The organism is Pseudomonas sp. AC463, assembly GCF_979253585.1.
The window spans coordinates 86,794-113,383 of the sequence record NZ_CEEDDZ010000002.1 but is presented as its reverse complement, the minus strand read 5'-3'; the positions used below and the strand labels follow the sequence as shown (position 1 = coordinate 113,383).

General features: G+C 59.8%; 25 protein-coding genes and 2 tRNA genes. 10 read left to right on the top strand and 17 right to left on the bottom strand.

The features are described from left to right. Positions 1–82: 82 nt before the first annotated feature. Positions 83–1,414, bottom strand: coding sequence for a dicarboxylate/amino acid:cation symporter (locus AC0IYH_RS02675; protein ID WP_099587180.1), 1,332 nt, complete (start codon positions 1,412–1,414; stop codon positions 83–85). A gap of 338 nt (positions 1,415–1,752) precedes the next feature. Between AC0IYH_RS02675 and AC0IYH_RS02670 the strand changes: the two genes are divergently transcribed. After that, positions 1,753–2,751: an AraC family transcriptional regulator gene (locus tag AC0IYH_RS02670; RefSeq protein WP_471832899.1), complete on the top strand. Its 999-nt coding sequence runs from the start codon at positions 1,753–1,755 to the stop codon at positions 2,749–2,751. Positions 2,752–2,818: 67 nt separating this feature from the next. On the opposite strand, the gene AC0IYH_RS02665 is transcribed toward AC0IYH_RS02670, so the two are convergent. From AC0IYH_RS02665 to AC0IYH_RS02655, 3 genes are read right to left on the bottom strand one after another with little or no spacing between them, the layout of a single operon-like run. After that, positions 2,819–4,165, bottom strand: a complete 1,347-nt coding sequence (locus AC0IYH_RS02665; protein ID WP_471832898.1) for an ATP-binding protein — start codon at positions 4,163–4,165, stop codon at positions 2,819–2,821. Next, a complete protein-coding gene (locus AC0IYH_RS02660) occupies positions 4,162–4,839 on the bottom strand; it encodes a response regulator (protein ID WP_116625926.1) in 678 nt (225 codons plus the stop codon). The genes AC0IYH_RS02665 and AC0IYH_RS02660 overlap by 4 nt, the downstream gene beginning before the upstream one ends. An 18-nt stretch (positions 4,840–4,857) precedes the next feature. Further along, positions 4,858–5,166 carry a hypothetical protein gene (locus tag AC0IYH_RS02655; RefSeq protein ID WP_116625925.1) on the bottom strand — a complete coding sequence of 103 codons (309 nt, stop codon included), beginning with the start codon at positions 5,164–5,166 and terminating at the stop codon, positions 4,858–4,860. Between the two features lie 132 nt (positions 5,167–5,298). Between AC0IYH_RS02655 and AC0IYH_RS02650 the strand changes: the two genes are divergently transcribed. Next, complete coding sequence (locus AC0IYH_RS02650) at positions 5,299–6,015, top strand: 4'-phosphopantetheinyl transferase family protein (RefSeq protein ID WP_116625924.1); 717 nt, start codon at positions 5,299–5,301, stop codon at positions 6,013–6,015. A gap of 109 nt (positions 6,016–6,124) precedes the next feature. Here the strand turns inward: AC0IYH_RS02650 and AC0IYH_RS02645 are convergent, their stop codons facing one another. After that, entirely contained in the window at positions 6,125–7,735 is a 1,611-nt protein-coding gene (locus tag AC0IYH_RS02645; protein ID WP_116625923.1) for an ATP-binding protein, read from the bottom strand. Then, positions 7,732–8,457: a response regulator gene (locus AC0IYH_RS02640; RefSeq protein ID WP_471832897.1), complete on the bottom strand. Its 726-nt coding sequence runs from the start codon at positions 8,455–8,457 to the stop codon at positions 7,732–7,734. Before AC0IYH_RS02640 ends, AC0IYH_RS02645 begins: the two co-directional genes overlap by 4 nt. A gap of 843 nt (positions 8,458–9,300) precedes the next feature. Here AC0IYH_RS02640 and AC0IYH_RS02635 point away from each other — a divergent pair. Next, positions 9,301–12,195 (top strand): ribonucleoside-diphosphate reductase subunit alpha, encoded by a 2,895-nt coding sequence (locus tag AC0IYH_RS02635; protein WP_116625920.1) that lies wholly within the window; start codon positions 9,301–9,303, stop codon positions 12,193–12,195. Between the two features lie 91 nt (positions 12,196–12,286). On the opposite strand, the gene AC0IYH_RS02630 is transcribed toward AC0IYH_RS02635, so the two are convergent. From AC0IYH_RS02630 to AC0IYH_RS02600, 7 genes are all read right to left on the bottom strand, one after another. After that, positions 12,287–13,489, bottom strand: a complete 1,203-nt coding sequence (locus AC0IYH_RS02630; protein ID WP_471832896.1) for a hypothetical protein — start codon at positions 13,487–13,489, stop codon at positions 12,287–12,289. 77 nt (positions 13,490–13,566) lie between these two features. Beyond that, a complete protein-coding gene (gene flgE, locus AC0IYH_RS02625; protein ID WP_116625918.1) occupies positions 13,567–14,871 on the bottom strand; it encodes a flagellar hook protein FlgE in 1,305 nt (434 codons plus the stop codon). A 31-nt stretch (positions 14,872–14,902) separates the two neighbouring features. Beyond that, positions 14,903–15,622 (bottom strand): flagellar hook assembly protein FlgD, encoded by a 720-nt coding sequence (gene flgD, locus AC0IYH_RS02620; RefSeq protein ID WP_116625917.1) that lies wholly within the window; start codon positions 15,620–15,622, stop codon positions 14,903–14,905. A 16-nt stretch (positions 15,623–15,638) separates the two neighbouring features. Continuing rightward, positions 15,639–16,091 (bottom strand): flagellar basal body rod protein FlgC, encoded by a 453-nt coding sequence (flgC, locus tag AC0IYH_RS02615; protein ID WP_116625916.1) that lies wholly within the window; start codon positions 16,089–16,091, stop codon positions 15,639–15,641. Positions 16,092–16,094: 3 nt separating this feature from the next. Then, on the bottom strand, positions 16,095–16,502 hold the full coding sequence (flgB, locus tag AC0IYH_RS02610; protein ID WP_003175633.1) for a flagellar basal body rod protein FlgB: 408 nt from the start codon (positions 16,500–16,502) through the stop codon (positions 16,095–16,097). A gap of 247 nt (positions 16,503–16,749) precedes the next feature. Next, positions 16,750–17,577, bottom strand: coding sequence for a protein-glutamate O-methyltransferase CheR (cheR, locus tag AC0IYH_RS02605; protein ID WP_016979774.1), 828 nt, complete (start codon positions 17,575–17,577; stop codon positions 16,750–16,752). 42 nt (positions 17,578–17,619) lie between these two features. Beyond that, on the bottom strand, positions 17,620–18,552 hold the full coding sequence (locus AC0IYH_RS02600) for a chemotaxis protein CheV (protein ID WP_116625915.1): 933 nt from the start codon (positions 18,550–18,552) through the stop codon (positions 17,620–17,622). Between the two features lie 81 nt (positions 18,553–18,633). Here AC0IYH_RS02600 and flgA point away from each other — a divergent pair, with 81 nt between their 5' ends. The 4 genes from flgA to AC0IYH_RS02580 all read left to right on the top strand — a co-directional run bounded on the left by flgA (position 18,634) and on the right by AC0IYH_RS02580 (position 21,227). Beyond that, positions 18,634–19,398, top strand: a complete 765-nt coding sequence (flgA, locus tag AC0IYH_RS02595) for a flagellar basal body P-ring formation chaperone FlgA (RefSeq protein WP_471832895.1) — start codon at positions 18,634–18,636, stop codon at positions 19,396–19,398. 140 nt (positions 19,399–19,538) lie between these two features. Next, positions 19,539–19,862, top strand: a complete 324-nt coding sequence (gene flgM, locus AC0IYH_RS02590) for a flagellar biosynthesis anti-sigma factor FlgM (protein ID WP_116625913.1) — start codon at positions 19,539–19,541, stop codon at positions 19,860–19,862. A gap of 48 nt (positions 19,863–19,910) precedes the next feature. Further along, a complete protein-coding gene (locus AC0IYH_RS02585) occupies positions 19,911–20,381 on the top strand; it encodes a flagellar protein FlgN (RefSeq protein WP_116625912.1) in 471 nt (156 codons plus the stop codon). A 96-nt stretch (positions 20,382–20,477) separates the two neighbouring features. Beyond that, positions 20,478–21,227 carry a flagellar regulator YcgR PilZN domain-containing protein gene (locus AC0IYH_RS02580; RefSeq protein ID WP_116625911.1) on the top strand — a complete coding sequence of 250 codons (750 nt, stop codon included), beginning with the start codon at positions 20,478–20,480 and terminating at the stop codon, positions 21,225–21,227. Positions 21,228–21,287: 60 nt separating this feature from the next. On the opposite strand, the gene AC0IYH_RS02575 is transcribed toward AC0IYH_RS02580, so the two are convergent. Beyond that, a complete protein-coding gene (locus AC0IYH_RS02575; RefSeq protein ID WP_116625910.1) occupies positions 21,288–22,667 on the bottom strand; it encodes an MFS transporter in 1,380 nt (459 codons plus the stop codon). Positions 22,668–22,955: 288 nt separating this feature from the next. Continuing rightward, a tRNA-Arg gene (locus AC0IYH_RS02570) sits at positions 22,956–23,032 on the bottom strand. Between the two features lie 326 nt (positions 23,033–23,358). Here AC0IYH_RS02570 and AC0IYH_RS02565 point away from each other — a divergent pair. The 3 genes from AC0IYH_RS02565 (at position 23,359) to AC0IYH_RS02555 (ending at position 24,489) form a co-directional block, all read left to right on the top strand. Next, on the top strand, positions 23,359–23,586 hold the full coding sequence (locus tag AC0IYH_RS02565; protein ID WP_471832893.1) for a hypothetical protein: 228 nt from the start codon (positions 23,359–23,361) through the stop codon (positions 23,584–23,586). 11 nt (positions 23,587–23,597) lie between these two features. Further along, positions 23,598–23,777 carry a PA3371 family protein gene (locus AC0IYH_RS02560; RefSeq protein ID WP_471832892.1) on the top strand — a complete coding sequence of 60 codons (180 nt, stop codon included), beginning with the start codon at positions 23,598–23,600 and terminating at the stop codon, positions 23,775–23,777. 385 nt (positions 23,778–24,162) lie between these two features. Further along, a complete protein-coding gene (locus AC0IYH_RS02555; protein ID WP_003175643.1) occupies positions 24,163–24,489 on the top strand; it encodes an Arc family DNA-binding protein in 327 nt (108 codons plus the stop codon). Between the two features lie 94 nt (positions 24,490–24,583). Here the strand turns inward: AC0IYH_RS02555 and mgtE are convergent, their stop codons facing one another. After that, on the bottom strand, positions 24,584–26,026 hold the full coding sequence (mgtE, locus tag AC0IYH_RS02550) for a magnesium transporter (RefSeq protein WP_116625908.1): 1,443 nt from the start codon (positions 26,024–26,026) through the stop codon (positions 24,584–24,586). A gap of 339 nt (positions 26,027–26,365) precedes the next feature. Then, positions 26,366–26,442 (bottom strand) — tRNA-Arg (locus tag AC0IYH_RS02545). Between the last annotated feature and the right edge of the window lie 148 nt (positions 26,443–26,590).

Sequence of the window (26,590 nt, the reverse complement as noted above, 5' to 3'; positions counted from 1 at the left end):
TGCCCGCGCAGAAACGCAAACGCCCCGAACCAGTCGGGGCGTTTGTGAGTAGCTGTCGGCGCGTGCTTACGCCATCAGCGGCTTACTTGACGACAGGTGCAGGGCCTTCGGCCACGCCCAGGTCGTCGATTTCGCGGGTTTCCGAGATACCGGTACCGCCGGACGCCAGCTCGCTTTGCAGCTTGTCGGTGTCCAGTTCCTTGACCCACTTGGCCACAACGATGGTGGCAACGGCGTTACCGACCAGGTTGGTCAGTGCGCGGGCTTCGGACATGAAGCGGTCGATACCCAGGATCAGCGCCAGGCCGGCAACCGGCAGATGGCCTACGGCCGACAGGGTCGCAGCCAGTACGATGAAGCCCGAACCGGTCACGCCTGCAGCGCCTTTGGAGGACAGCAGCAGCACCAGCAACAGGGTGATCTGGTGGGTGATGTCCATGTGGGTGTCAGTCGCCTGGGCGATGAACACGGCAGCCATGGTCAGGTAGATCGAAGTACCGTCGAGGTTGAACGAGTAGCCGGTCGGGATCACCAGGCCTACTACGGATTTCTTCGCGCCCAGACGCTCCATCTTGATCAGCATGCGTGGCAGTGCGGATTCGGAAGACGAAGTACCCAGAACGATCAGCAGCTCTTCACGGATGTAGCGGATCAGCTTGATCACGCTGAAACCGTGGGCGCGGCAGATGCCACCCAGCACCACCAGCACGAACAGGAGGCAGGTGATGTAGAAGCAGATCATCAACTGGCCCAGCTGCACCAGCGAACCTACACCGTAGGCACCGATGGTGAACGCCATGGCGCCCAGGGCACCGATTGGCGCGAGCTTCATGATCATGTTGATGATGTTGAACATCACGTGGGCGAAGCGATCGATGAAGTCCAGCACCGGCTTGCCGTAGGCACCCAGGCGATGCAGGGCGAAACCGAAGATCACCGAGAACATCAGCACTTGCAGGATGTCGCCGTTGGCGAACGCGCCGACGATGGTGTTAGGGATTACGTTGAGGATAAAGCCGACGATGCTCTGGTCTTTACCGGCAGTGACGTAGGCCGCCACTTTGGAAGCGTCCAGAGTCGCGACGTCGATGTGCATGCCGGCGCCCGGTTGCACAACGTTCACCACGATCAGGCCGATCAGCAGGGCAACGGTGGAAACGATTTCGAAGTACAGCAGCGCGTAGCCGCCGGTTTTGCCGACCGATTTCATGCTTTGCATGCCAGCGATACCGCTGACAACGGTGCAGAAGATGATCGGGGCAATGACCATTTTGATCAGCTTGATAAAGCCGTCACCCAGTGGCTTGAGGGCCACGCCGGTCTGCGGGTAGAAGTGACCGAGCAAAATACCGATAACGATTGCAACGATCACCTGGAAATACAGGGATTTGTAAATTGGCTGACGAGTCGTCATTGCAAAGTTCCTCAATCGTCCCGTGTGGCAAATATCCGCCATTGCCCACGACACTTGAATTGCGAACCCTCCTGCACTGGAGGGATTTGTTGTTTGCGAGGTCTGTAGGACCAGGCCTGCGCTGTAATCCTTATCGCAAACGCCGTGCCACTTTGCTGAAAAACCCTTGAGGCCTTTAGACATCAGGGCTCGAGCTTTTCAGGCGAGTGTGCGGCGACCCAACAGGTGGCGGATTTCCGCCCACTCACCCAATCCCGTCCTACAATTTGGCGGATATCCGCCTTGTCGCCCTCCCCCGGCGTGGCTACCATCCGCCACTCCAAGGACGAGGCCTTCGCATGCGTGAACGTACCATCGCCAGTCACTATGCCCGGGCGGCCCTCGGCGGTGCGCGTCGAGCCGGTTACGACTATTCGGACCTGCTGCAACAGCTGGGCATTACCCCGCAACTGCTGAGCGAACCCCGCGCGCGCATCGCGCCGGAGCAATTTACCCGGTTGCTGCAAATGCTCTGGCTGGGCCTGGACGACGAATACCTCGGCTTCGCTGACGGGCCGAGCAAACGCGGCACATTCGCCATGATGTGCCACGCGTTGATCCACTGCCGCACCCTGGAGAAGGCTCTGGAACGCGGCTTATTATTTTATAGCCTATTCCCGCAGGGTCCGCGCTGGCAGCTGACGCGCGAAGGCGATATGGCCCGCCTGAGCCTGGATGACTCCCGACTCTGGGACCCGGATCACTTCCTCAGCGAATGCCTGCTGGTGATCTGGCATCGGCTCGGCAGTTGGCTGATCGGCCAGCGCATCCGACTGCACCAGGCCACGTTCAGCTACCCGATGCCGGCCCACGCCGGAGAATACGATCTGCTGTTTCCCTGCACGCTGGTATTCGGCGCACCGAACAGCAGCCTGGTGTTTCCCAGCCGATACTTGAGCCTGCCGTTGTTGCAGGACGAACGCACCCTCAAGCATTTTCTCGAGCGCTCGCCTGCCGACCTGCTGTCACGTCCGGATGAGGGCGACAGCCTGAGCAGCCAGTTGCGCCGTTTGTTGAGCCGCGACCGCACGCCCTGGCCGGACCTGGAAGCGGTGGCCCAGCACCTGCACATCAGCCCGCAAACCCTGCGCCGCCACCTGCGTGAAGAAGGCACCAGCTTTCAGGCGCTCAAGGATGAGCTGCGGCGGGACATCGCCATTTATCATTTGGGGCGGGCGGATTTGTCGTTGCAGGAGATTGCCGAGCAGCTGGGGTTTTCCGAGCCTTCGGCGTTTCATCGGGCGTTCAAGAAGTGGACGGGGGTGACGCCGGGGGCTTATCGGGCTCAGGAGGGTTAGAGGTGGGTTGTCTGTAAGGGCCTCATCGGGGGCAAGCCCCCGATGAGGCCAGTACAGCCACTACACATCACACAGCCGGAAAATGAATCTTGAACGCCGCCCCACCCAACGGCGAATCCCCCAACGTCAGCCGCGCGCCATAGCTCTCGATAATATCCTTGACCACCGCCAGCCCAATCCCCTGCCCCGGATGCTGACGGTCCAGCCGCTCACCCCTTTGCAGAATCCGCGCACGCTGATCGGGTGGCACACCCGGCCCATCATCTTCGATACACAGCTCAGTGCCTTCCAGGCTTTCCACCAGGCTGATGCGCACTTCACTCAGGCACAGCCGATAGGCGTTCTCCAACAGGTTGCCGAGCATTTCCAGCAAGGCGCCCTTCTCGATGGGCACATCGCATTCCGGCGGCAGGTCATAAGTCACGGTGACGCGTTTGTCGCGATAGACCTTGCCCAACGTGTCGCACAGGCTTTGCAGCACCGGTTCCAGGCGCACCTGATGGCGTACCAGGCCGCTTTTACGCAGGCTGGCGCGTTGCAATTGGTAGCTGATCTGTTGGCTCATGCGTTCAATTTGCGATTGCAGCACCCAGGCCTGGTCGCGATCTTCCGGGCGCTGGGCCATGTCTTCGCTCACGCCTTGCAACACCGTCAGCGGGGTTTTCAGGCTGTGGGCGAGGTCGTCGAGGGAGTCGCGGTAGCGCGCACGCTGCTCACGTTCGCTGTGCAGCAAGCGGTTGAGCGAGCCGGTCAGGCGCAGCAGTTCACGCGGGTGTTCTTCGCTGAGGCTTTCGCGGGTGCCGCCTTCGATCTGGTCGAGTTCCTGGCTCAGCCGCCGCAGGGCTTGCAGGCCCCAGGTCAGGCCCAGCCACAGCAAGGTCAGCAGTACCAGCAGGGCCGCACCGAAACCCAGGTAGAGGTTTTCGCGCAGGCCTTCGAGGGTCAATTGGTATTCGCGCACCGGTTGCAGGGCGACAATACTGAACGCCGCGCTCTTGCCGCCGAGCAGCTTGACCTCCACGTCATACACGAAGAATTCCTGGCCGTTGGCCTCGCGAATCCGTGCGAACTCATTACCGCGCCCGTCATAGCGCGGTTTGTAGTTGATGTTTTCTTCCTTGGTCGCGCGCGAACGCCACACCAGGTGGCCTTCACGGTCGTAGATATAGCCCAGCAGCCGGCTATCGGTGAGGTTGAAGCGTTCGTCGGGCAACTGCGCCGGCATCAGCAGGCGGTTGTTTTCGACGCGTGCGGCGGAAATCAACGTGGTGACGTCCGACGCCAGGCGCTGCTCGATGGAATCCTGCAACGCCAGGCTGAACGCGCCCTGCATCGCCGGCAGCAAGCCCAGCATAAACAGCACGGCCAGGGTGGCGGCCGCCAGCATCAAGCGCACGCGAAGCGAGCGAATCAACGGCAGCGCTCATTGAACAGGTAGCCCAGGCCGCGCACGGTGTCGATCGGCTTGAACCCCGCCGGGCCTTCCAGCTTGCGACGCAGGCGGCCGACCAGCACTTCGATGACGTTCGGGTCGCGCTCGTCGTCGTCCGGGTAGAGCTGTTCCATTAAACGGTCCTTGGCCACCACTTGCTGGTGATGGCGCATCAGGTATTCGAGGATCCGGTATTCGTAGGCGGTGAGTGCCAGCGGCTGTTCGTCGAGGGACGCCTGCTTGCGGTTGAGGTCCAGCAGCAAGGGCCCGGCGACGATGGTCGACTGGGTAAAGCCGCTGGAACGGCGCAGCAAGGCATTCATGCGCGCCTCCAGCTCTTCGAACTGGAACGGCTTGACTACGTAGTCGTCGGCACCGGCGGCCAGGCCTTCGACCTTGTCCTGCCAGTTGCCGCGCGCGGTGAGGATCAGGATCGGGAAGGTCTTGGCCTCGCTGCGCAATTTACGAATCAGGTCCAGGCCGCCCATGCCGGGCAGGCCCAGGTCGATGATCGCCAGGTCATGGTTGAATTGGCCGGTCTGGTACAGGGCCTCTTCGGCATTGGCCACGGCCTCGACCACGTGGCCGCTGTCGGTCAGGCGGGTAAACAGGTGATGACGCAGCAGCGCCTCATCTTCCACCACCAGCAATTTCATAAGGCTCTCCAAAGCAAATCAGCTGTCCGACAGAGGGATATCATAGCGGCCCTGCAAGTCTTGCGGGCGCAGTTTAATGCCATTGAACTCGCCGGTCTGGTGTTCATAGCCGGCGCGGTAGTTCGGCTGCGGCGTCGTGAGGCCCAGGGATTGACCCCAAGGCGTGGGCTGGCTGGATGCGTCTTCGAAACTGACACGCTGGATCAACGTGCTGGTTTTTTTGGTTTTCTCACGACCAAATTCGGCAAACGCCCCATCAGAAGCCTGGACCCCGGCGGTGGCACTGAGCATGGTTAACGCCAACATCAGCTTTTTGATCGCAGTCATGGTGTTACCTCATACGCGCGTGGCTGTGGTGTGTTGGCTTCAGCCTACGCAAACGCCCCTGAACTCCCCCTGAACAGGCCGCGCACCGCCCCGGGCTATCCTCTGGCGCAGCAACTCGGCAAAATACCGCCCATGACGCCCTTACCCGCTTGCTGCACCCCACTCGATGCCCATTGGCCGCTGCCCGAACCCTTGCCGGGCACGGTATTTTTGAGCACCCGCTTTGAGCCTGCCCTCTTGGCCGAGGGAGACTTCCTGCGCAGCGCCGTGCCGCCACCGCCGAGCATCCAGCGCTCGGTGGCCAAGCGCCAGGCCGAGTTCCTCGCCGGCCGCTTGTGCGCCCGCGCCGCCCTGCAACAACTCGATCAGCTGGACTGCATCCCGGCGATCGGCGAAGACCGCGCCCCGGTGTGGCCTGCGCATATCAGCGGCTCGATCACCCACAGCACCGGGCATGCCGCCGCGATTGTCGGGCACAAGGCGCAGTGGCGTGGGTTGGGGATGGACCTGGAAAATATCCTCAGCCTGGAACGGGCCGAACGGCTGGCCGGGGAAATTCTTACTGCTGATGAACTGCAGCGCATGACGTTGGTGCCGCGTGAGCAGGTTGCGTTGCTGGTGACGCTGACGTTTTCTGCGAAAGAAAGCCTGTTCAAGGCGCTCTACCCGATTGTGCAGAAGCGCTTCTATTTTGAGCATGCTGAGGTGGTGGAGTGGGCCGAAGACGGCTCGGTGCGTCTGCGGTTGCTCACTGATCTGTCGGATGAGTGGTGCCATGGCAGGGAGCTGGTGGGGCAGTTTGCGGTGGATGAGGGGCAGTTGTTGAGTCTGGTGGCTATCAGCGCCTGACCTACAGCTATCGGGGGCAAGTCGAATCGTCGCACCGCCCCTCCCACAAGGGAATGCATTCCAACGTTGGAATTCAGTCAACTGTGGGAGGGGGCCCTCGATGGCGGTCTCAGGGCTTGTCCTGATCCCTGGGCCAACTCAGGCTGAAACACGCCCCACCTAAATTATTGCTCTTGCCTATCAATGCCCGCCCGCCGTGCCAATAAATGATGCGCCGCACAATCGACAGCCCAAGGCCATGCCCGCCGGACGCGCGGGTGCGGCTGTCGTCCAGGCGCAGGAACGGCGTGAAGATGCGTTCCCAGGCACTCTGCGGCACGCCTGGGCCGTCGTCTTCCACGTCGATACGGCAACGCACCTGGCCCACCTGGTAACTGATCAACACCCGACCCTGGGCGTGGCGCATGGCGTTGCTCACCAGGTTCTGCAGCGCGCGGTGCAGGTAGCGCGGCTCGGCATCGACCCAGGCGTCGTCCCAATGCGCCGAGGACAGGCAAATACCCCGGGCCACTGTGACCTGCGGGCGCAGTGGCGATAATTCGCCGATCACCTGATCGAGCAGCGCATTCAGGTCGACCCGCTGGAAATTCAGCTCCGGCGAGCCCTGTTCCAGGCGCGCGTAGGTGAGCATTTCATCCACCAGGCCGTCGAGGTCCTGGATATCACTGTCCATGCCGTCCAGGTATTTGCGTCGGGCCTCAGGGGTTGCGGCATCGCCAAGCATCTCCAGGCCGAAACGCAGGCGCGCCACCGGCGTGCGCAGCTCATGGGAGACCGCGCGCACCAGCTCGCGCTGGATCGCCAGCAACTGCTGCAAGTGCTCGGCCATGCCATTGAACGCTGCTGCCAGGCGCCCTACCGAATCGGCACCACGGGCCGGCACGCGCACTTCCAGGTTGCCCTTGGCGATACGCGTGGCCGCGGCTTCCAGGCCTTTGAGGCGGCGCTCAAGCTGACGCACCAATAGATAGACGATCAGGCCGATCAGGGTCAGGCCAATCAGGGCGATCAGGATCAGCCACTGCGCCGGGTAAGGGTTCATCTGGAACAGCGGGCCGATTTCCAGCACCCACGGCGTACCGACCATGCCGGCGAACACACGGATGGAGTCGCCGCCCTTGCCCAGGGCCATGACCGTATCGCCTTCCGATACGCGGCGGCGCTGATCGTCGTCCATATCGGCCTGGTCAAGGGTCATCAGGTGCATGTCGAAGCCAAAGCCCTTGGCTTCTTTTATATCGGCCAGGCGCTGCGGCTGCTCGGCCACCGGAAAGCGCACCAGTTCGTCAGCCAGCAGGTAAATAGTCGCGCGGGCCAGTTGTTCGCTGATCTGCTGTACTTCGCCTGTAAGCACCAGTTGCGACTGCTCGCTGACCAGGCGCAACACCCGCGCCGCGTGGGGCCCGGTCTGCTGCACCAGCACCTGGCCGCGTTGCAGGCGGTTGCGTTGGCTGAGGTCCAATTGCGCATCGGCCAGCGGGCGCAGTTCCAGGGGAATGCCCAGCAGCCGCTCCCATACCGCGAGGGCGCGCTGGCGCTCGATGGCACTCATGGGTTGCAGGTTGTCGCCCATCAGCGCAAAGGTGCCATGGGCCAGGCGCTCGCGGTACTGGCCGCTGCGTACCTCGTTGAGCAGGTGCAAGGCCAGCACGCCGAGCAGCGCCACCAGGATCAGCGCCGCGCACATGCCGCCATAAATGCGCAGGAAGATCGAGTTCACAGCGGCATATCGGCGGCGGCTTCAGGGACGAACAGATAGCCTTTGCTGCGGATGGTCTTGATCAGGCGCGGGTGGATCGGGTCGTCGCCGATTTTCGGGCGGATGCGCGAAATGCGTACGTCGATGGAGCGGTCCTGGCCGTCATAGCCGATGCCGCGCAGGGCGATAAAAATTTCTTCGCGGGACAGGATGCGGCCCGCATTCGCCACCAACAGCCACAGCAGGTCGAATTCGGCGCTGGTCAGTTCGATGCCGCCGTCATGCAGCCAGGCTTCGCGCAGGGCGTTATCGACCACCAGCGGGCCGAATTGCAGGCGGCGCTGGGCCTCCACAATCGCCGGTTCCGCCGGCTCGCTGCGCCGCAGCAGGGCCTGGATGCGCGCCAGCAGCAGGCGCGGGCGCACCGGTTTGCACACGTAGTCGTCGGCGCCCATGTCCAGGCCCATCACCTGATCCATGTCGTCGGTGCGGGCGGTGAGCATCAGGATCACGCCGTCGTAGCGCTCGCGCACCTTGCGGCAGATGCTCAGGCCGTCTTCGCCGGGCAGCATCAGGTCGAGGATCACCAGGTCCGGCTGTTCAGCAATGATCCGCGCCGCCGCCATGGCCCCATCGCCCTCCACCGACACCCGCAGGCCATTGCTCTCCAGATAGTCGCGGGTCAACTCAGCCAGCCGCTGGTCGTCCTCGACTATCAATACCTGCCAGGCTTCTTGCTCCATGCGCGATCCTCGTTGTTATTAGGTTTTTTATTGGCTAATTCGGTCAAATGTGGGAGGGGGCTTGCCCCCGATAACGGTGGATCAGTTGATAAATCTATCACTGACACACTGCCATCGGGGGCAAGCCCCCTCCCACATTTTGATCTTCAGCGGCCATACCTTGTTTGTAATGTTCGCAGGGCATAACAAGGTCGATTGTAGCCATGCCCCAACCCTCAAACACAAGCCGGGAAATCCATTCGGTGATCGCATTTTTTTGTGATAGGGTTCGCGCCCTCAAAAATCCAATCGGCTGTTTATAGCTTGGAATATTCAGTGACAAACGGCCGAATCCAGCAGTACTGCGGCCTACGCGGCTGTTCCACGATTCATACACATTTTACCCACAGCGTTATCCACAGGTAGTGCGTTGCTAAGCCCCCCAAAACGCATTATCTTGTAGCTCGGCGCTAAAAAAACCCTACATGTAGGGTTTTCAGCGAAAAAACCAAACACAAATCAGACAAGAAACTCAAGTTCTTTCTTGCTCCTGTTTGGTCGAATCCAGGCATTTTTTCAAGCCCAAACCGCGCACGCGGATGGCGGCCGTTTTTCCGCTCCAACAGCGCAAAACGGTACGGGTGTTGCAGTGCTTGAAGCGGGCAACTGTCACCCAGCAGGAATACGGCCAAGGGCTTTTGCGCCCCGAACCGAAGACTTCGGCATGGAAGCGGCGCGATCAGCTCCCTTCCTCCTGTCCCGAAGTTGTTATGCCAGGCCCAGGCCTGTTGTAAGTGCTTCAGGACGGAACGGTGGGCACCGTGATGGTGCCCAAATAAATATAGAATGTGGAGACAACCCCCCATGCAAACCGACACAACTCGCGAGAACCCGCAGGGCTCCGTGCCGCAGGCCGCTGATTCGAACCTGGATCTGTCTGCCACCGCACCTGGCCAATTGCGCGTGATCAAGCGTAACGGCACTGTCGTTCCTTACACCGATGACAAAATCACCGTCGCCATCACCAAAGCGTTTCTTGCAGTTGAAGGCGGCACCGCTGCCGCTTCGTCGCGCATCCACGACACCGTTGCCCGCCTGACCGAACAAGTCACCGCGACCTTCAAGCGTCGCATGCCCTCGGGCGGCACCATCCACATCGAAGAAATCCAGGACCAGGTCGAACTGGCCCTGATGCGTGCCGGCGAGCAGAAAGTCGCACGCGACTACGTGATCTACCGTGACGCCCGTTCCAAGGAACGTGCCGTGCGCTCCCCGGCCGAAGAAGCTGCCGTGCAAGCCCACCCGTCGATCCGCATCACCCTGGCTGACGGTTCGTTTGCACCCCTGGACCTGGGCCGCCTGAACACCATCATCACCGAGGCCTGCGAAGGCCTGGAAGAAGTCGACGGTGACCTGATCCAGCGCGAAACCCTGAAGAACCTGTACGACGGCGTGGCCCTGACCGACGTCAACACCGCCCTGGTGATGACCGCCCGTACCCTGGTCGAGCGTGAGCCGAACTACTCGTTCGTGACCGCCCGCCTGCTGATGGACACCCTGCGTGCCGAAGGCCTGGGCTTCCTGGGCGTGGCCGACAGCGCCACTCACCACGAAATGGCCGACCTGTACGCCAAGGCCCTGCCGGCCTACATCGCCAAGGGTATCGAATTCGAATTGCTGAACCCGATCCTGGCCAGCTTCGACCTGGAAAAACTCGGCAAGGCGATCAACCACGAGCGCGACCAGCAGTTCACCTACCTGGGCCTGCAAACCCTGTACGACCGTTACTTCATCCACAAGGACGGTATCCGCTTCGAACTGCCGCAAGTGTTCTTCATGCGCGTGGCCATGGGCCTGGCGATCGAAGAGAAGCACAAAGAAGACCGTGCGATCGAGTTCTACAACCTGCTGTCGTCCTTCGACTACATGTCGTCGACCCCGACCCTGTTCAACGCCGGCACCCTGCGTCCACAGCTGTCGAGCTGCTACCTGACCACCGTGCCGGATGACCTGTCGGGCATCTACCACGCGATCCACGACAACGCCATGTTGTCCAAATTCGCCGGCGGCCTGGGCAACGACTGGACCCCTGTGCGTGCACTGGGTTCGTACATCAAGGGCACCAACGGCAAGTCCCAGGGCGTCGTACCGTTCCTGAAAGTCGTGAACGACACCGCCGTAGCGGTCAACCAGGGTGGCAAGCGCAAAGGCGCGGTGTGTGCCTACCTGGAAACCTGGCACATGGACATTGAAGAGTTCATCGAGCTGCGCAAGAACACCGGTGATGACCGCCGTCGTACCCACGACATGAACACCGCCAACTGGATCCCGGACCTGTTCATGAAGCGCGTCTTCGATGACGGCCCGTGGACCCTGTTCTCGCCATCCGAAGTACCAGACCTGCACGACCTGACCGGCAAGGCCTTCGAAGAGCGTTACGAGTACTACGAAGCCCTGTCCCAGTACCCGGGCAAGATCAAGCTGTTCAAGACCATCCAGGCCAAAGACCTGTGGCGCAAAATGCTGTCCATGCTGTTCGAAACCGGCCACCCATGGTTGACCTTCAAGGACCCATGCAACCTGCGCAGCCCGCAGCAGCACGTGGGCGTGGTCCACAGCTCGAACCTGTGCACCGAGATCACCTTGAACACCAACAAGGACGAGATCGCCGTTTGCAACCTGGGCTCGATCAACCTGCCGAACCACATCGTCAACGGCAAGCTGGACACCGCCAAGCTGGAACGCACCGTCAACACCGCCGTACGCATGCTCGATAACGTGATCGACATCAACTACTACTCGGTGCCACAGGCGCAGAACTCCAACTTCAAGCACCGTCCGGTCGGCCTGGGCATCATGGGCTTCCAGGACGCTTTGTACCTGCAGCACATTCCTTACGGTTCGGATGCTGCGGTCGAGTTCGCCGACAAGTCCATGGAAGCGGTCAGCTACTACGCGATCCAGGCTTCCTGCGACCTGGCCGACGAGCGCGGCGCCTACGAGACGTTCCAGGGTTCGCTGTGGTCCAAGGGCATCCTGCCGCTGGATTCGCAACAGATCCTGATCGAGCAACGTGGCCAGAAGTACATCGACGTCGACCTGGAAGAGTCCCTGGACTGGGCGCCGGTACGTGCCCGTGTGCAGAAAGGCATTCGTAACTCCAACATCATGGCCATCGCACCGACCGCGACCATCGCCAACATCACCGGCGTATCGCAGTCGATCGAACCGACCTACCAGAACCTCTACGTGAAATCGAACCTGTCGGGCGAATTCACCGTGATCAACCCGTACCTGGTTCGCGACCTCAAAGCCCGCGGCCTGTGGGACTCGGTCATGATCAACGACCTGAAGTACTACGACGGCTCCGTGCAGCAGATCGAACGCATCCCGCAAGAGCTCAAAGAGCTTTACGCGACCGCCTTCGAAGTGGACACCAAGTGGATCGTTGACGCCGCCAGCCGTCGTCAGAAGTGGATCGACCAGGCTCAGTCGCTGAACCTGTACATCGCCGGCGCCTCGGGCAAGAAGCTCGACGTGACCTACCGCATGGCTTGGTACCGTGGCCTGAAAACCACTTACTACCTCCGTGCCCTGGCGGCGACCAGCACCGAGAAGTCGACCATCAATACCGGCAAGTTGAACGCTGTTTCCAGCGGCAACCATGGTGATGATTCGGTTCTCGCCGCTCCAGCCGGCCCGGCGCCAGTGCCAAAAGCCTGCGCGATCGACGAGCCGGATTGCGAAGCTTGCCAGTAAGCTGAGCGCGTCCCGGGCTTGATCGCCCGGGATTTAAAAACCCGATAAACCCTGGATGCAGTTGGGTTTATCGGGTTTTTTATTGCCTGCATCAAACCAAGGCAAATGCCTCGGCGCCAGCCGGTGGCTGCCCGCCTCGCTTGCCCCACATTTCTTCTCGCCCACCGATGACTGCCAGGGAATGGCCACCCCATTCGCCCTGAATCATCACCTGGTGACTGACAACACCAAGCTGTCCGCTCGCCAACTCTGACGCAGTGGTTTTTCGCATGTGGCCGCTGAGCCCCAGTCGCATCAGCCCCTCGCCACCGTCCTCACCGTCGTTGAGGCTTTGCAACGCAGCAGTAAAACTCTGCCGGGCATAACCGTCGCTGTTCTCGTTCTGCGCGCGCTTGGCGCTCACAGCAAACAGAAAGTTGGCATCGGTCAGCATGGCCGGGTTATCGCCCTCGAAGCGTGCCTGCTCTGCTGCCTGTTTCACTTCAGCCTGACTCAAGTGAAGCCGGTAGCCATCGCGCATTTGCACATCAAAGCCATCCCCCGCCGCTTTCACCTCCTTGAAAATATCCGTGGGTTTCTGGCCAAACTTCATCATTGCCGCCTTGATGGCTGAAACCGTGACGCAGTTACCATCCGGCCCCTGCTTGAAACCTGACCAGATATTGCCGTCCTCTCGACCCATGCCGGGTTTTTTCCCGGGTTCACTGTTGTCTGGCCTGTAGTGATGGTAATTGGCCCCCTTGGTCAAGGGCTTGTTGCTCATGGACTCCGCGGGGCGATTGCGGCTTGGGTTAACCCTGCCGCTGTTGCCGCCATCACCAACGCCGCCGCGACCCGGCGATGGTTGCGGAGCAGGCGATGGCGAAGGTTCATCGCCTGGAAAAAGGTCCGGAAACAGCCGCCTCAACAACGCAAGCCAGCTCTGGGCTATCTCTTTGTTTATTTGTTCGAGAATCTCCTTGAACCGGGTATCCCCCAACTCCGCGCGCTTTTCATTCAGCTTGTCGCGCAGGTCCCGGGCAGTCTGGTTGCTGGAGGTTCTTTCGGCATCATCGAGTTCGCCGAGAAGCTTTTTAACGTCGTCCTTATCAGAACTTATGCGCTCTTTGGACGCCACTGAAGGGCTGACACCCCACAGGACCGCCCCACTCCCACCGACCCCATGGCCGGACACCGACGAATTCCACATACCCACCCACTCCGTAATGAAAAGATCTACTTCTTGGCTGGATAAGTGGAAAAAAAGCCGTAGTCGGTTCCAACGTTCAGTTGTCATCTCCTGCCATGGCGGCATGGGAAAAGTCCTGGCACTCATATGACGCCCACAAAAAAGCCCCTCTTTCGAGGGGCTTCTTGTGCAGCCTTACAGCATCAGGTCATCTGAATGATGGTCTGCATGATGGTGCTCTGGGTGGAGATGGTCTTGGCGTTCGCCTGGTAGTTGCTCTGGGCCTTGATCAGGTCCACCAGCTCGTTGGTCAGGTTGACGTTGGAGTTCTCCAGGGAGTTGGCCACGATCGAACCCAGAGTACCGGCTTGCGGGGTGTCGTAACCCGGCTGGCCCGAGGCGAAGGTCTCTCTCCAGGTAGTACCGCCCGCTGGCTGCAGGCCTTGTTCGTTGTTGAAGCTGGCCAGGGAGATCTGGCCGATGGCCTTGCTCTGCTGGTTGCTGAAGGTCGCGAACAGGACGCCGTTGCCATCGATTTTCAGGCCGGTGATCTGGCCAGTGGCGTAGCCATCGGTGACCGGCGGGTTGCGATAGCTGGCCGAGTTGTACTGGGTAACGTTGCCCATGTTGACGGCGATGTCCGGCGCGGTCGCATCGTTTGGCGCCCACACGCCGCCGGTGACCGAACCTGGCACCCAGTCTTTGAGCGTCAGGGTCGTGCCGGCCACGTCGGCGCCGGCCACGTCCTTGAGCTTGCCCGCGCCATCAAAGGTCAGGGTCACTGCAGGAGGCATCCCGGTGCCCGTGGTGGTAGGCAGCGAGCCGTCAAGGTTACGGCCATCGATCAACGTGTAGGATTTCCACTCGTTGGCATCGCTTTTCACCATGTACTGCACCATGGCGTGGGAGTTGCCCTGGTCGTCATACAGCGTGGTGCTGTACTGGGTGGTAAAAGTACTGGTGTCAGCTGGGTTGAATATTTTGGTGGTCTGATCGATCACCAACTCCGAGGAGTTCAGGTTGCTGGTGGAATCGACTTTGGTGGACGCCTTGGGTGGCAGGTTCGACAGGTTCAGTTGCAGGTCAACCAGACCGCCCTTGATGATCTTGCCGTCGTCATCCGCAGCGTAACCTTGCAGGCGCGAAGTACCGGTGTTGTTGGTGATGTAGCCATCTTTATCCGCACGGAAAGCACCGCTGCGGGTGTACTCCAGCGAACCGTCGCTGCCTTTCTGTACGAAGAAGCCACCGCCCTGGATCGCCATGTCCAGAATGCCGCCGCTGCCATTCACGTCACCTTGGGTGAACTGCTGCGACACGGCCGCCAGGTTCACACCGTTGCCGATGCTGTTCTGGCCGGTGCCCAGCTTGGACGCCGCGTAGATGTCGGCGAATTCCGCACGGGACGATTTGAAGCCCGTGGTCGCGACGTTGGCGATGTTGTTACCGGTCACGTCCAGCTGTTTGTTGGCCGCATAGAGACCGCTAAGGCCGATATTAAAAGACATGTTTCTCTCCCTCTGCCGTATTTAGCCGGCTCTATGTACCGATAGTCTGGATTTGCGACAGCTTGACGCTGCCCATGCCGCCGGCAAGGTTCAGCACCATTTCGCCGCCGGTCTTGCTCAAAGTCACGCTGGTGACGGTGGCCGGCAACGAAGTTGCCAGGGCTACCGCGTCGCCCTTGTCATTCTTGGTGGTGGCCGCGAAGGTGTAGGTGCCGGCGGGGGCAACCTCGCCTGCGTCGTTCTTGCCATCCCAGATAAAGTCGGAGTTGCCAGCGCTCTGGGCGCCCATGTCGATGGTGCGTACCACGTTGCCGTCTTTGTCGGTGATCTTGATCGCGACGTTACCGGTCGCCGACGTCACCGCCACCGAACCGGTCATGCTCTTGCTCGTGTCCACCAGGGCCTTGTCGGTCTGGGTGATGATCGAACGGCCTACCAGCGACGACGCCTGCAATGCTTGCGAGGAGCTGAAGTTGCTGGAGATCGCATTCACCGAGTCATTCAGGGTGTTGATGCCTTCCAGGCTGCTGAACTGTGCCAACTGAGCCACGAACGCGCCGTTGTCCTGAGGCGACAGCGGGTCCTGGTTCTTCAGCTGAGTAACCAGCAATTGCAGGAACGCGTCCTTGCCCAGCGACTGACTGCCGGTGGCGGCAGTGGCAACGCTGGAGACGTTGTCTGTGGCGGTCTTGACCTTGGTATTGAAAAGGTCCTGGACTGCCGTGTTGGTAGAAGTATCAACGATGGCCATTATTTGGCGCCCCTTATCACTGACCCAGGGTCAGGACCTTCTGCATCATGGTTTTGGCGGTGTTCATCATTTCCGCGTTGGTCTGGAACGAGCGGCTGGCGGAGATCATGTCTGCCATTTCCTCGACCACGTTGACGTTCGGGTAGTACACATAGCCTTTTTCGTTCGCTGCAGGGTGGTTCGGCTCGTAGCGCGCTTCCAGATTGCTCTGGTCTTCCACCACGCCGAGGACCTGCACGCCTTGGCCGGCGGCATCCTGGTTCTGGAACAGCGAACTGCCGCTACCGCTCTGCCCCGCCTGGCCGTCCTGGAACATGGTGGCGAACACCGGGTGGCGTGCGCGGTAGGTCTGGTCAATGCTCGACGACACGGTCTCGGCGTTGGCGATGTTACTGGCGACGGTGTTCAAACGCGTGGTCTGCGCGCTCATGCCACTGCCGGCAATATTAAAAACACTGGCTAGGGACATGGCTTATTCTCCACGCAGGGCTGACATCAGCCCTTTGAATTTGCTGTTGAGCAGGGTAAAGCTGGCCTGGAAGTTCACCGAGTTCTCGGCGTAGGCCGATTGCTCCAGTTGGGCGTCCACGGTGTTCTGGTCGATCGACGGTTGCATCGGCGTGCGATACAGCAACGACTCATCACCACTGCTCAGGCCTTGCGCTTCGATATGACGGCTGTTGGTCATGTTCAAGGCGAAGGTGCCGTTCTTGGTCTTGTCCTGCTGTGCAGCGAGCACGGCGGAGAAGTCCAGGTCCCGAGCCTTGTAGTTCGGGGTGTCGGCGTTGGCAATGTTGTTGGCCAGGACTTCGGCACGCTGGGCGCGGAAGCCCAGGGCTTGTTCGTGGATACCGAGCGCTTTATCGAAGCTGATGCTCATGGCGGAAACCTTTAGGCTGACCTGCTTTTCGTAACAAGGTCATAGCAAGGCGCATGCCAGTTTTCGCGAGGCCCGTAATTCAAGGGTTTGCCGGGTGTTTGCCGCCGGCAATGCCAGAAAAGCGGCAAGCGGTTTCCGCGTAGCGCCAGTAAAGCGGCAATGGGGAGTTGCCGCTTTCCGAAGGATTGCCGCAAATAAAAATGTGGGAGGGGGCTTGCCCCCTCCCACATTTTTGACTGCGTACGGGTTACTTGGCCTGGTAAATGATCCCCGGGCTGCATTGCACCATCTGGTAGTGATCCGGCAGGCCGTTCAGCGCTTCGGAAGCGCCGAGGAACAAGTAACCGCCGCGCTTGAGCGTGCCGTGGATGCGCAACAGGATGTCTTTCTTCACCTCGGCCGAGAAGTAGATCAGCACGTTGCGGCAGAACACCATGTCGAACTTGCCCAGGCTGGCGTAGCTGTCGAGCAGGTTGAACGAGCGAAACTCCACGCGGCTCTTGATCGGCGCCTTGACCGCCCAACGCCCCGCCCCTTTCGGGTCGAAGTAACGTTGCAGGCGTTCCTGGGACAAACCACGGCCCAAGGCCAGGCTGTCGTACTCGCCGGTCTTGCAGTTGGTGAGCATCGTGCCGGACAGGTCGGTGGCCACGATTTGCGCGCCGGCCTTGAGCTGGCCCATGTTGGTCCGTTCGAATTCGTCGATGGACATCGAAATCGAATAGGGTTCCTGCCCCGAGGAGCACGCCGCCGACCAGATACGCAGACGCTGGCCAGGGCTGGCCTTGATGGCCTCGGGCAAGACTTTGCTCTTGAGCACTTCAAAGGGGTAGGTATCACGAAACCACAGGGTTTCGTTGGTGGTCATGGCATCGACCACCATTTCCTTGAGCCCACTGCGCGGCTGGCCCTGGATACGCTGAACCAGCTCACCCAAAGACTTGATGCCCTGCTGTTCCATCAGTTTGTTGAGACGGCTGGATACCAGGTACTGCTTGTTTTCACCGAGCAATATGCCACAGGCTTTTTCCAGGAAGACCCGGAACTGTTCAAAATCCAAATTACCCGTAGACAATGGTACCGCCTCTTAAATCGTGTGACCGCCAGGGAAAACCCCCTAGCCGTGATCTGCAGCCTTGATCCGGTCGACTACCCGGTTCGCCAGGTCATCAGGGCGGAATTTGGCCAGGAAGTCATCAGCACCGACCTTCTTGACCATCGCCTGATTGAACACACCCGACAACGAAGTATGCAGGATGATATGCAATTTTTGCATGCGTGGATCGTTGCGTATCTCGGCCGTGAGGGTGTAGCCATCCATTTCCGGCATCTCGATGTCGGAGATCATCATCAAGAATTCTTCTTCCGGCTTCTTGCCGTCATCCACCAGCTTGCGCAAGTAGTCCAGCGCCTGGCGGCCGTCGTTGAGGGCCACCACTTCCACGCCGACGGTTTGCAGGCAACGGGTCACCTGTTTGCGCGCCACCGAGGAGTCATCCACGGTCAACACCCGCAGGGAGATGGCCTTGTGCGCCGTTTCGGCATCCACCACACCCACGGAAATCGATTCCGAGGTGGGCGCCACTTCGGCGAGGATCTTCTCTACGTCGATGATTTCCACCAACTGGTTATCCACCCGCGTCACGGCCGTGAGGTAGTGATCGCGGCCGGTGCCCTTGGGCGGCGGATGGATCTCTTCCCAGTTCATGTTGACGATGCGTTCCACCGAGCGCACCAGGAAACCCTGGGTCTTGGTGTTGTATTCGGTAATGATCACAAACGGGTTTTCACGGTCCTGCAACGGCGCCGAACCGGTGGCCAGGGCCAGGTCGAGAATCGGGATGGTCGCGCCTCGGATGTTGGCGACGCCACACACCACAGGGCTGGACTTGGGCATGATCGTCAGCTTGGGGCATTGCAGCACTTCCCGCACCTTGAACACGTTGATGCCATATAGCTGCTTGCCATCCAGGCGAAAAAGTAACAACTCCAGGCGATTCTGCCCTACCAGCTGTGTGCGCTGGTTTACTGAATCCATTACACCTGCCATGCCCAGACTCCTACGCTAAAACCTATAAGGGTGCGACGCGCACCCAGCACTAAACGGCACGAGCTTTGCTATTTACCCATCATGGATATTAAAACGACAGTTTCCCGACGCTTACGATTCCCACGATACCGCAGATTGCTCTGCGCCTGCGTGGTGCTGCTGGCTGCGAGCCTGGGAGCCACGGCCCGCGCAGACAACGTCACCTTGCCTGATCTACTTATCGGCGTCACCCAAGGCTTTCTTGAGTTCACTGTAGAAGATTATCTGGCGACCACCCAGACTCCCGGGCGTTATGAAATCCAGGTCAACCAGCTGGACCCCCGCCTGCGCATGCCAATGTGCGACAAGGAATTGACAGCCACCCTGGAAAGCCCGGCCCAGCCGATTGGGCGCGTAACGGTAAAGGTACGCTGTGAAGGCGCCTCGCCCTGGACGGTGTTCGTGCCGGCCCAGGTCAAGCTGTTCCGTGATGTGGTGGTGGTTGCCCGCCCGATGAAACGCACCGGCATCATCGGTTTCGAGGACGTGGTACTGCGCGAACGCGACATCAGCATGATCAATCAGGGCTACCTGACATCCCTGGACCAGGCCGTCGGGCAGAAATTGACCCGACCAGTGGTCACCGATCAGGTCGTCACTCTGGTTCAACTGGAGCAGGCGGAAGTGATTCGCAAGGGTGACCAGGTGGTGATTTCCGCCAGCAGCGGCGGCCTGCATGTGAAGATGCCGGGCGAAGCGCTGTCCAATGGCGGCATGAGCGAGCAGATTCGGGTCAAGAACCTCAACTCCAATCGCGTGATCAAGGCCCGGGTCACAGCGCCGGGCCAAGTGGAGGTCGCCTTATAGACCACTGGTATCGGACGCCGGCTTTTCCTACACTGTCGACTGGGCGCCGGCCTGTGCAGTTTATTGTCAATTGCGCCTAAAGTTTGTCCGGGTATGGCCGAAAACATGGCAAGCGTCCAAATACCCAGAGGTTTTTTATCATGGTCATCGATTTCAGTCGTTTAAATAACACCCCGGCTACGTCAGGCACTTCGCGCACCACCGGTGCCAAGGACAGCGTAGAAGCCAAGGCCCAGCCACTGCCCGCCAAGGCAGAACAGGCCAGCGCCAGCCAGAGCGGGGAATCCGTACACCTGAGCAATGAGGCTCAACAGTTGCAGAAGGTCACTGACTCGCTGCGCGATCAACCGGTGGTCAATAAAGCCCGTGTGGCCGAATTGAAACAGGCAATCGCCGATGGCAGCTATAAAGTCGACAGCAACCGTGTAGCCAGCAAGCTGCTTAACTTCGAAGCCGAGCGCTAGGCAAAGGCCTGCGCCGGGCTTTTGGACGCTTAAACCCCAAGGCCAGCCATGCATCACGACGAACAATTGCTTCAACTGATCATTGATGATCACGCGCCGACACAACAGCTGCTTGAGCTGCTTCGGGAAGAATCCCTGGCCCTCTACGGCCGGGACATGCCCCTGCTCGAAGAAATTCTCGCGCGCAAACAGTCGTTGATTGTCCTGCTGGAACAGCACGGCAAAAAACGCAGCCAGATCCTCATCAGCCTGGGCCTGCCGGCAGACCACGATGGCCTGGCGCAACTGGCCAGCCATTCTTCGGTGGGCGATCAACTCCTGGCCCAGAGCAAAGAACTCAATCAATTGCTCGCCCAGTGCCAGGAAGCCAACTTGCTCAACGGTCAGTCGATCCAGCTTCAGCAAGCTACGACCGCCAACCAGTTGCGTATACTTCACGGCGGCGAGCCTCCGGCGCTTTACAACGCCCAGGGCTCCACCTCGCGCCTGGTCAAGCCAAGCACCCGCAGCCAAGCCTGATGCCGGTTTACGGCCCGCCCTATCCAAGGCGCGCCACATACTGGCAAAATGCCTGTTCTTGCGTGTAGTCGTATTTTGTCTGGAGATGGAAGAACCGTGTTCAACGCCCTTAATGCGGAAGATGCACCGCAGCCACCCAAGGTGCTCACCACGCCTCTGGAAATCGCCGGCACCTTGCGCATGCTGCAAGACAGCCATGACCCGCTGATCATCACCTTCCACGAGCGCAGCCAGCGCTTCCAGAGCTACCTGGTGGACGTCGACCGTGACAGCGGCACGCTGGCCCTGGACGAGATGATCCCGCGCGACGGCGAACGTCACCTGGAAAATGGCGAACCCTTCCGAATCGAAGGCTTCCACGACGGCGTACGTGTTGCGTGGGAAAGCAACGGCAACCTGAGTATCAGCGAAAAGGACGGCCACCGCATTTACACTGGCGCGCTGCCTGACGAGGTGGTCTACCACCAGCGCCGCAATGCCTTCCGCGCCGCCTTGAAGCTGGCCCAGCTGGTCAACATCGAGCTGGGCGGCGAGAAACTCAAGGCACCGGTCAGCGGCAAACTGCTGGATATTTCCGCCACCGGCTGCAAATTGCGCTTTGAAGGCGACATCTCCGAGCGCCTGCAACTGGGCCAGGTATACGACCGCTTTATCGCCGCCCTGCCCTTTGGCAGCATGACCACCTCGGTCGAACTGCGTTACCTGCACTTCGAAGAGAAGATCAACACAACCTTTGCCGGCGTACGCTTCCACAACATGAGTGGGTTGGTGCAACGCCAGGTCGAGCGGTTTGTGTATCAGCTGCAACGCGAAGCGCGGCGCTTCGATAAAGACGACGATTTTTAAGGTTTAAAGATCGCGACAAAAAAACGGGCAGATCCTGATGGGATCTGCCCGTTTTTGCGTTCAGGGGCGCGCCCTGCTCAAGTCGTGGGGATGCTCGTCGGGGTCCAGCGGGTCTGATGGCGCCTCAACGGCGGGCTCATCCGCCGGTGCTTCGGGCTCGGCTTCTGGCTCTGGAGCACTGGTTTGCATCTGCTCCTGCACGACCGCCTCATCCACCCGCGGATCGAGGCAAGCCACCAGCGGCGAGCTGGACATGCTGTCGGGCATTGCCACATGGTGCAACGGCGCGTCGTCCACCTGATGCAGGTTGGTTACCGCTTTCGGGCGAATGCGCCACACCAGGATCAACGCGCACAGGCTGAAAAACGCATAGAGCATGTGGCTGCCGAACATCTTCATCACCACACCGGCGAGCAACGGCCCGATACTGGCGCCGACGCCGTAGGTCACCAGCAGCATGGCCGTGAGCGACACGCGGCGGTCACCCTCCACGTGGTCATTGGAGAACGCCACCGCCAGCGGGTACAGGCAAAACTGCACCAGGGAACACAAGAAGCCCGCCACGAACAACACCTCCAGCGGCACGTTGGTCATTACCGCCAGCGGCAACGCCGCCACCGCCAGGCACAGGGCAAAGCAGCGAATCAGCAGCGCGCGGTCATAGCGGTCCGACAACCAGCCCAATGGCCACTGCACCACCAGGCCGGCAAAAATGCAGCTACCCATAAACAGACCCACCTGCTCGGTGGTCAGCCCCTGCTGCGAGGCGTAGAGCGGCGCCAGGCCGTAGAACGAGCCCACGATCAACCCCGCGCCCAGCACCGTACTCAACGACTGCGGCACGCGCTTGATAAAGAAGCGCGGCTCCATCGGTGCCGGGTGCAAGGGTGCCGGGTGAATGCGCCGGGTCATCGCCACCGGCACCAGGCACAAGGCAAAACACAGCGCCACCAGCATCAGCAATTCCAGGCCAAGCTCAGGGTGCATCACCAGAATCAGCTGACCCAGCACCAGGCCCAGGTAGGACGCGATCATATAGCCACTGAACACCGCGCCACGCTGCTTGGCGTCCGCCTGCTCATTGAGCCAGCTTTCGATGACCATGTACTGGCACATCATCCCCAGGCCCACGATCATCCGCAGCACGATCCAGGCCGGCAGCCAGTTGATCAGGCCGTGGCCCAGCACCGCCGCACCGACGATCCCGGCACAAGTGGCGTAAGCCCGGATGTGCCCGACACGACCAATCAGGCGGTGCCCGATCTTGCCACCCAGCACCAGGCCAAAATAGTTGGCCGCCATCAGCGCGCCGACCCACAGGCTATCGACATGGTCGGCCGCCAGGCGCAAGGCCAGGTAAGTACTGAGCAGGCCAGAGCCGATCAGCATCATCAGGGAAGCGAAATAAAGGGCTCGAAAAGGTTTCCAGATCTGGCGCATCGGCGTTCCGAGCGGCTCCTTGCAGTGAGAGACAGGGCTATCGGCATGATAGTCCGGGGTAGCGGGATCCGGACAGGCGAAAGGCACTGTTTCCGGGGATTATTTTGCATAACAGCTCAGACGCTGCCGGGTGGCGTGCAAGGTACACCGTTGCGAAAAATACCCGACGGCACCTGCTGTGAACCTCGATCAACGGCAAGGTTCGACCGGTATTGGAAAAGATCGAACACCCACGAAAAAGCCCCGCCAGAATATTCTGTGCGGGGCTTCCTATAGGGATTGCGAATCTGGTGTCCCAGGGCCGGTTCGAACGGCCAACCTTCCCCTTAGGAGGGGGATGCTCTATCCAATTGAGCTACTGGGACTAATGACAGCCATCGGGCCAGGAGCACTGCGACGGACGGCGTGCATGTTAACGGCCGAGGTCGGTTTTGTCATGTCGTCCGTGGGCTTTTTGAGTGTAGGCCGTTCCCTGCCCTGACGATCCGTGTTTCACCCCGTAAACACAGGCACTTGCTCCCATCGTGCAAAATGCATTACCCCAAAATGCCTGCATTGCAAATTGCAACCTTTGCGCGCCTTAAAGTAGACTCAACCCATTGATTTTATTGAGATAAAAGATTGGCACAAGACCTGCAATACTTCTCCTACAAGAGCCCTTCAGCCACGGCGTTAAGCGGAGAACATGACCATGAACAGTGCCCTTCTGTTAGCCCTCAACACCGTAGCCCTGGCTGCCCTGGTGACGTTCCATTTCCAATCGGCCGGCAGCAGCGACCCTGCACAGATCAGCCAGGCAGTACCTCACCACCTGCAACAGCGCCCGCAACTGGCTGTGATGATGCCCGGCGCGCAATCGCCAGTGCGCCTGACCCAAGACACCCAGGCTGCCCCCGTTTCTGAACATTGGGTTTTCTAAGGAAACCGCTGATGACTAAATCCGCCTGGCTGTTTTTGTGCCTGACCGCCATCACCGGCATTCTGGGCCTGAATGCCGACGCTCAAGATGCGCAGACCACCGCGTTCGTCGCAACCGGGGTATTTGCAATCTTGCTGGTGCTCACGCTCATCGTTGGTCGCCGATTTAAATTTGACCCGGTTTTACGCTGATCCCTTCCCCCCGCCCTACCTTATGTCGCCCCGTCCTAGTAAATCGGCAAATTGCCACTAGTCTTAAAAATAAGGGCAAAAGGCCACTTTGCTATACGATGTGCGGCCTCAAGCCCGATGGTGGCCTGTGCTTACAGGAAGTTCCGTCGCGGAGTCAGCGGTTGAAAAGTTTTCCAACCAGTCCGCAAAAATGTAAATGAGTGCTGGCATAAAGCCTTTAGGCAGTTCAATATTTGTCACAGAATTGACGCCAAGGAACTGTCAAATCTGAGGCATGATGCGGCCTCTTTGCAATTAGGGTTGAACTTTAGTCGTGAGCCTTGTCTTAACACTCATCTTGCGGCCAATTCCAAAAACCGCTCCCCTGAACTAACCGGTTAAATATATGCGCCCATTGAAACAGGCAATTTATTCCAGCCGTACGGCTGACAAATTCGTCGTACGTCTGCCAGACGGAATGCGGGAACGCATTGCCGAGGTGGCTCGCAATCATCACCGCAGCATGAACTCCGAAATCATCGCGCGCCTGGAACAGAGCCTTATTCAGGAAGGTGCGCTGGGCGACGAGTTGAGCATGCGCCTGGACAGCCCTGAGCTGTCGCTGCACGAACGCGAACTGCTGCAGCGTTTTCGTCAGCTCTCCCACCGCCAGCAAAATGCTCTCGTCTCGCTTATTGCGCACGACGTTGAAGCGGCCGCAGAAGCCAACTGATTTAGAATTGAAAGCCGAAGCCAGCCATGTGCTGGCTTTTTTTTTGCGCGGGATTTGGCAAGGCGGGGGCAGAACAGCCCCCCGCAGGAAGGAATTACAGCAGGAAGATCGTCGCCAGGCCCAGGAAGATGAAGAAGCCACCACTGTCGGTCATGGCCGTAATCATCACGCTGGCGCCCATGGCAGGGTCACGCCCAAGGCGCGCGAGGGTCATGGGGATCAGCACCCCCATCAGCGCTGCCAGCAGCAGGTTGAGGGTCATGGCGGCGGTCATCACCACCCCCAGTGACCAGCTGCCATACAGCAAGTAAGCCACCACGCCGATCACACCGCCCCACACCAAACCGTTGATCAAGCCCACGGCCAGCTCTTTGCGCAGCAAGCGCGAGGAATTGGCGGTACTCACCTGGTCCAGCGCCATCGCGCGCACGATCATGGTGATCGTCTGGTTACCGGAGTTGCCACCGATACCCGCCACAATCGGCATCAGCGCCGCGAGAGCGACCAGCTTCTCGATGGACCCCTCGAACAAACCGATCACACGCGACGCGATAAACGCCGTGATCAGGTTGACCGCCAGCCAGGCCCAGCGGTTATGCAAGGAGCGCCAGACCGAGGCAAAGATGTCTTCCTCTTCACGCAAACCCGCCATGTTGAGGACTTCGGTTTCGCTTTCTTCACGAATCAGGTCGACCATCTCATCGATGGTCAGTCGGCCAATCAGCTTGCCGTTCTTGTCGACCACGGGGGCCGAGATCAAGTCGTAACGCTCGAACGCCTGGGCGGCCTCGTAGGCATCCTCGTCCGGGTGAAAACTCACCGTATCGCTGGCCATCAAATCCGCAACTTTCTTGTCCGGATCGTTCACCAGCAGGCGCTTGATCGGCAGCACGCCCTTGAGGATGCCTTCATAGTCGACCACGAACAGTTTGTCGGTATGGCCCGGCAGCTCTTTGAGGCGGCGCAGGTAGCGCAACACCACTTCCAGGCTGACGTCTTCGCGGATGGTGACCATCTCGAAGTCCATCAGGGCGCCGACCTGGTCCTCGTCATAGGACAACGCGGAGCGCACGCGCTCACGCTGCTGACCGTCGAGGGCCTCCATCAGCTCATGGACAACATCACGGGGCAGCTCAGGAGCCAGGTCAGCCAGTTCGTCGGCGTCCATCTCCCTGGCTGCAGCCAGGAGCTCGTGATCATCCATGTCCGCGATCAGGGTTTCCCGGACGGAGTCGGACACTTCAAGCAGGATGTCACCGTCGCGGTCGGCCTTGACCAACTGCCAGAGGGTCAGTCGATCATCCAGCGGCAAGGCTTCGAGAATATAGGCGACGTCGGCGGAGTGCAGGTCATCGAGCTTGCGTTGCAACTCGACGAGATTTTGCCGGTGAACCAGGTTTTCAACACGGTCGTTGTTGGGACCGTCCTGGCGGTGCGTGAGGTCTTCGACCACGCGCTGGCGCTGCAGCAGCTCGATGACTTGAGCCAAACGATCCTGCAGGCTTTCTTGTGTTTTCTTTACTTCTACTTCGGTCATAGGCGAACTCCACTCCCAGCAGCGGGGCACGCCGGAAGGATCAATCAGTCAATTCATGATTGGTAAAGCGGGGTACTGAGTAACTACTGGGTAAGTCCATGGAGGTATTCCACAAGCCCCGGCGGGGCTGACGGGCGCAATGATACACGCTGCGCACGCTTTTAACGTCAAAAAACTGGAAAGAACAAGCGCTTGCGAGCCAAAGTTGAGTATTGGCTGCATCTATGAACTGCGACGACGCCGCACGAAGGGAAAACACATGAAGCAGAAGAAAAAGACAAAATCCCACACAAACCCCAGACGGCAAAAAGCCCGCACTAGGCGGGCTTTTTGTTTGTATGGTGCACTCGACAGGATTCGAACCTGTGACCGCTCGGTTCGTAGCCGAGTACTCTATCCAGCTGAGCTACGAGTGCAGATTGTGTTTTTAGACCAGATCACAACTGGTTGAAGCCAAGCTACCTGCATTGCTGCAACTAACTCTTAAATGGTGCACTCGACAGGATTCGAACCTGTGACCGCTCGGTTCGTAGCCGAGTACTCTATCCAGCTGAGCTACGAGTG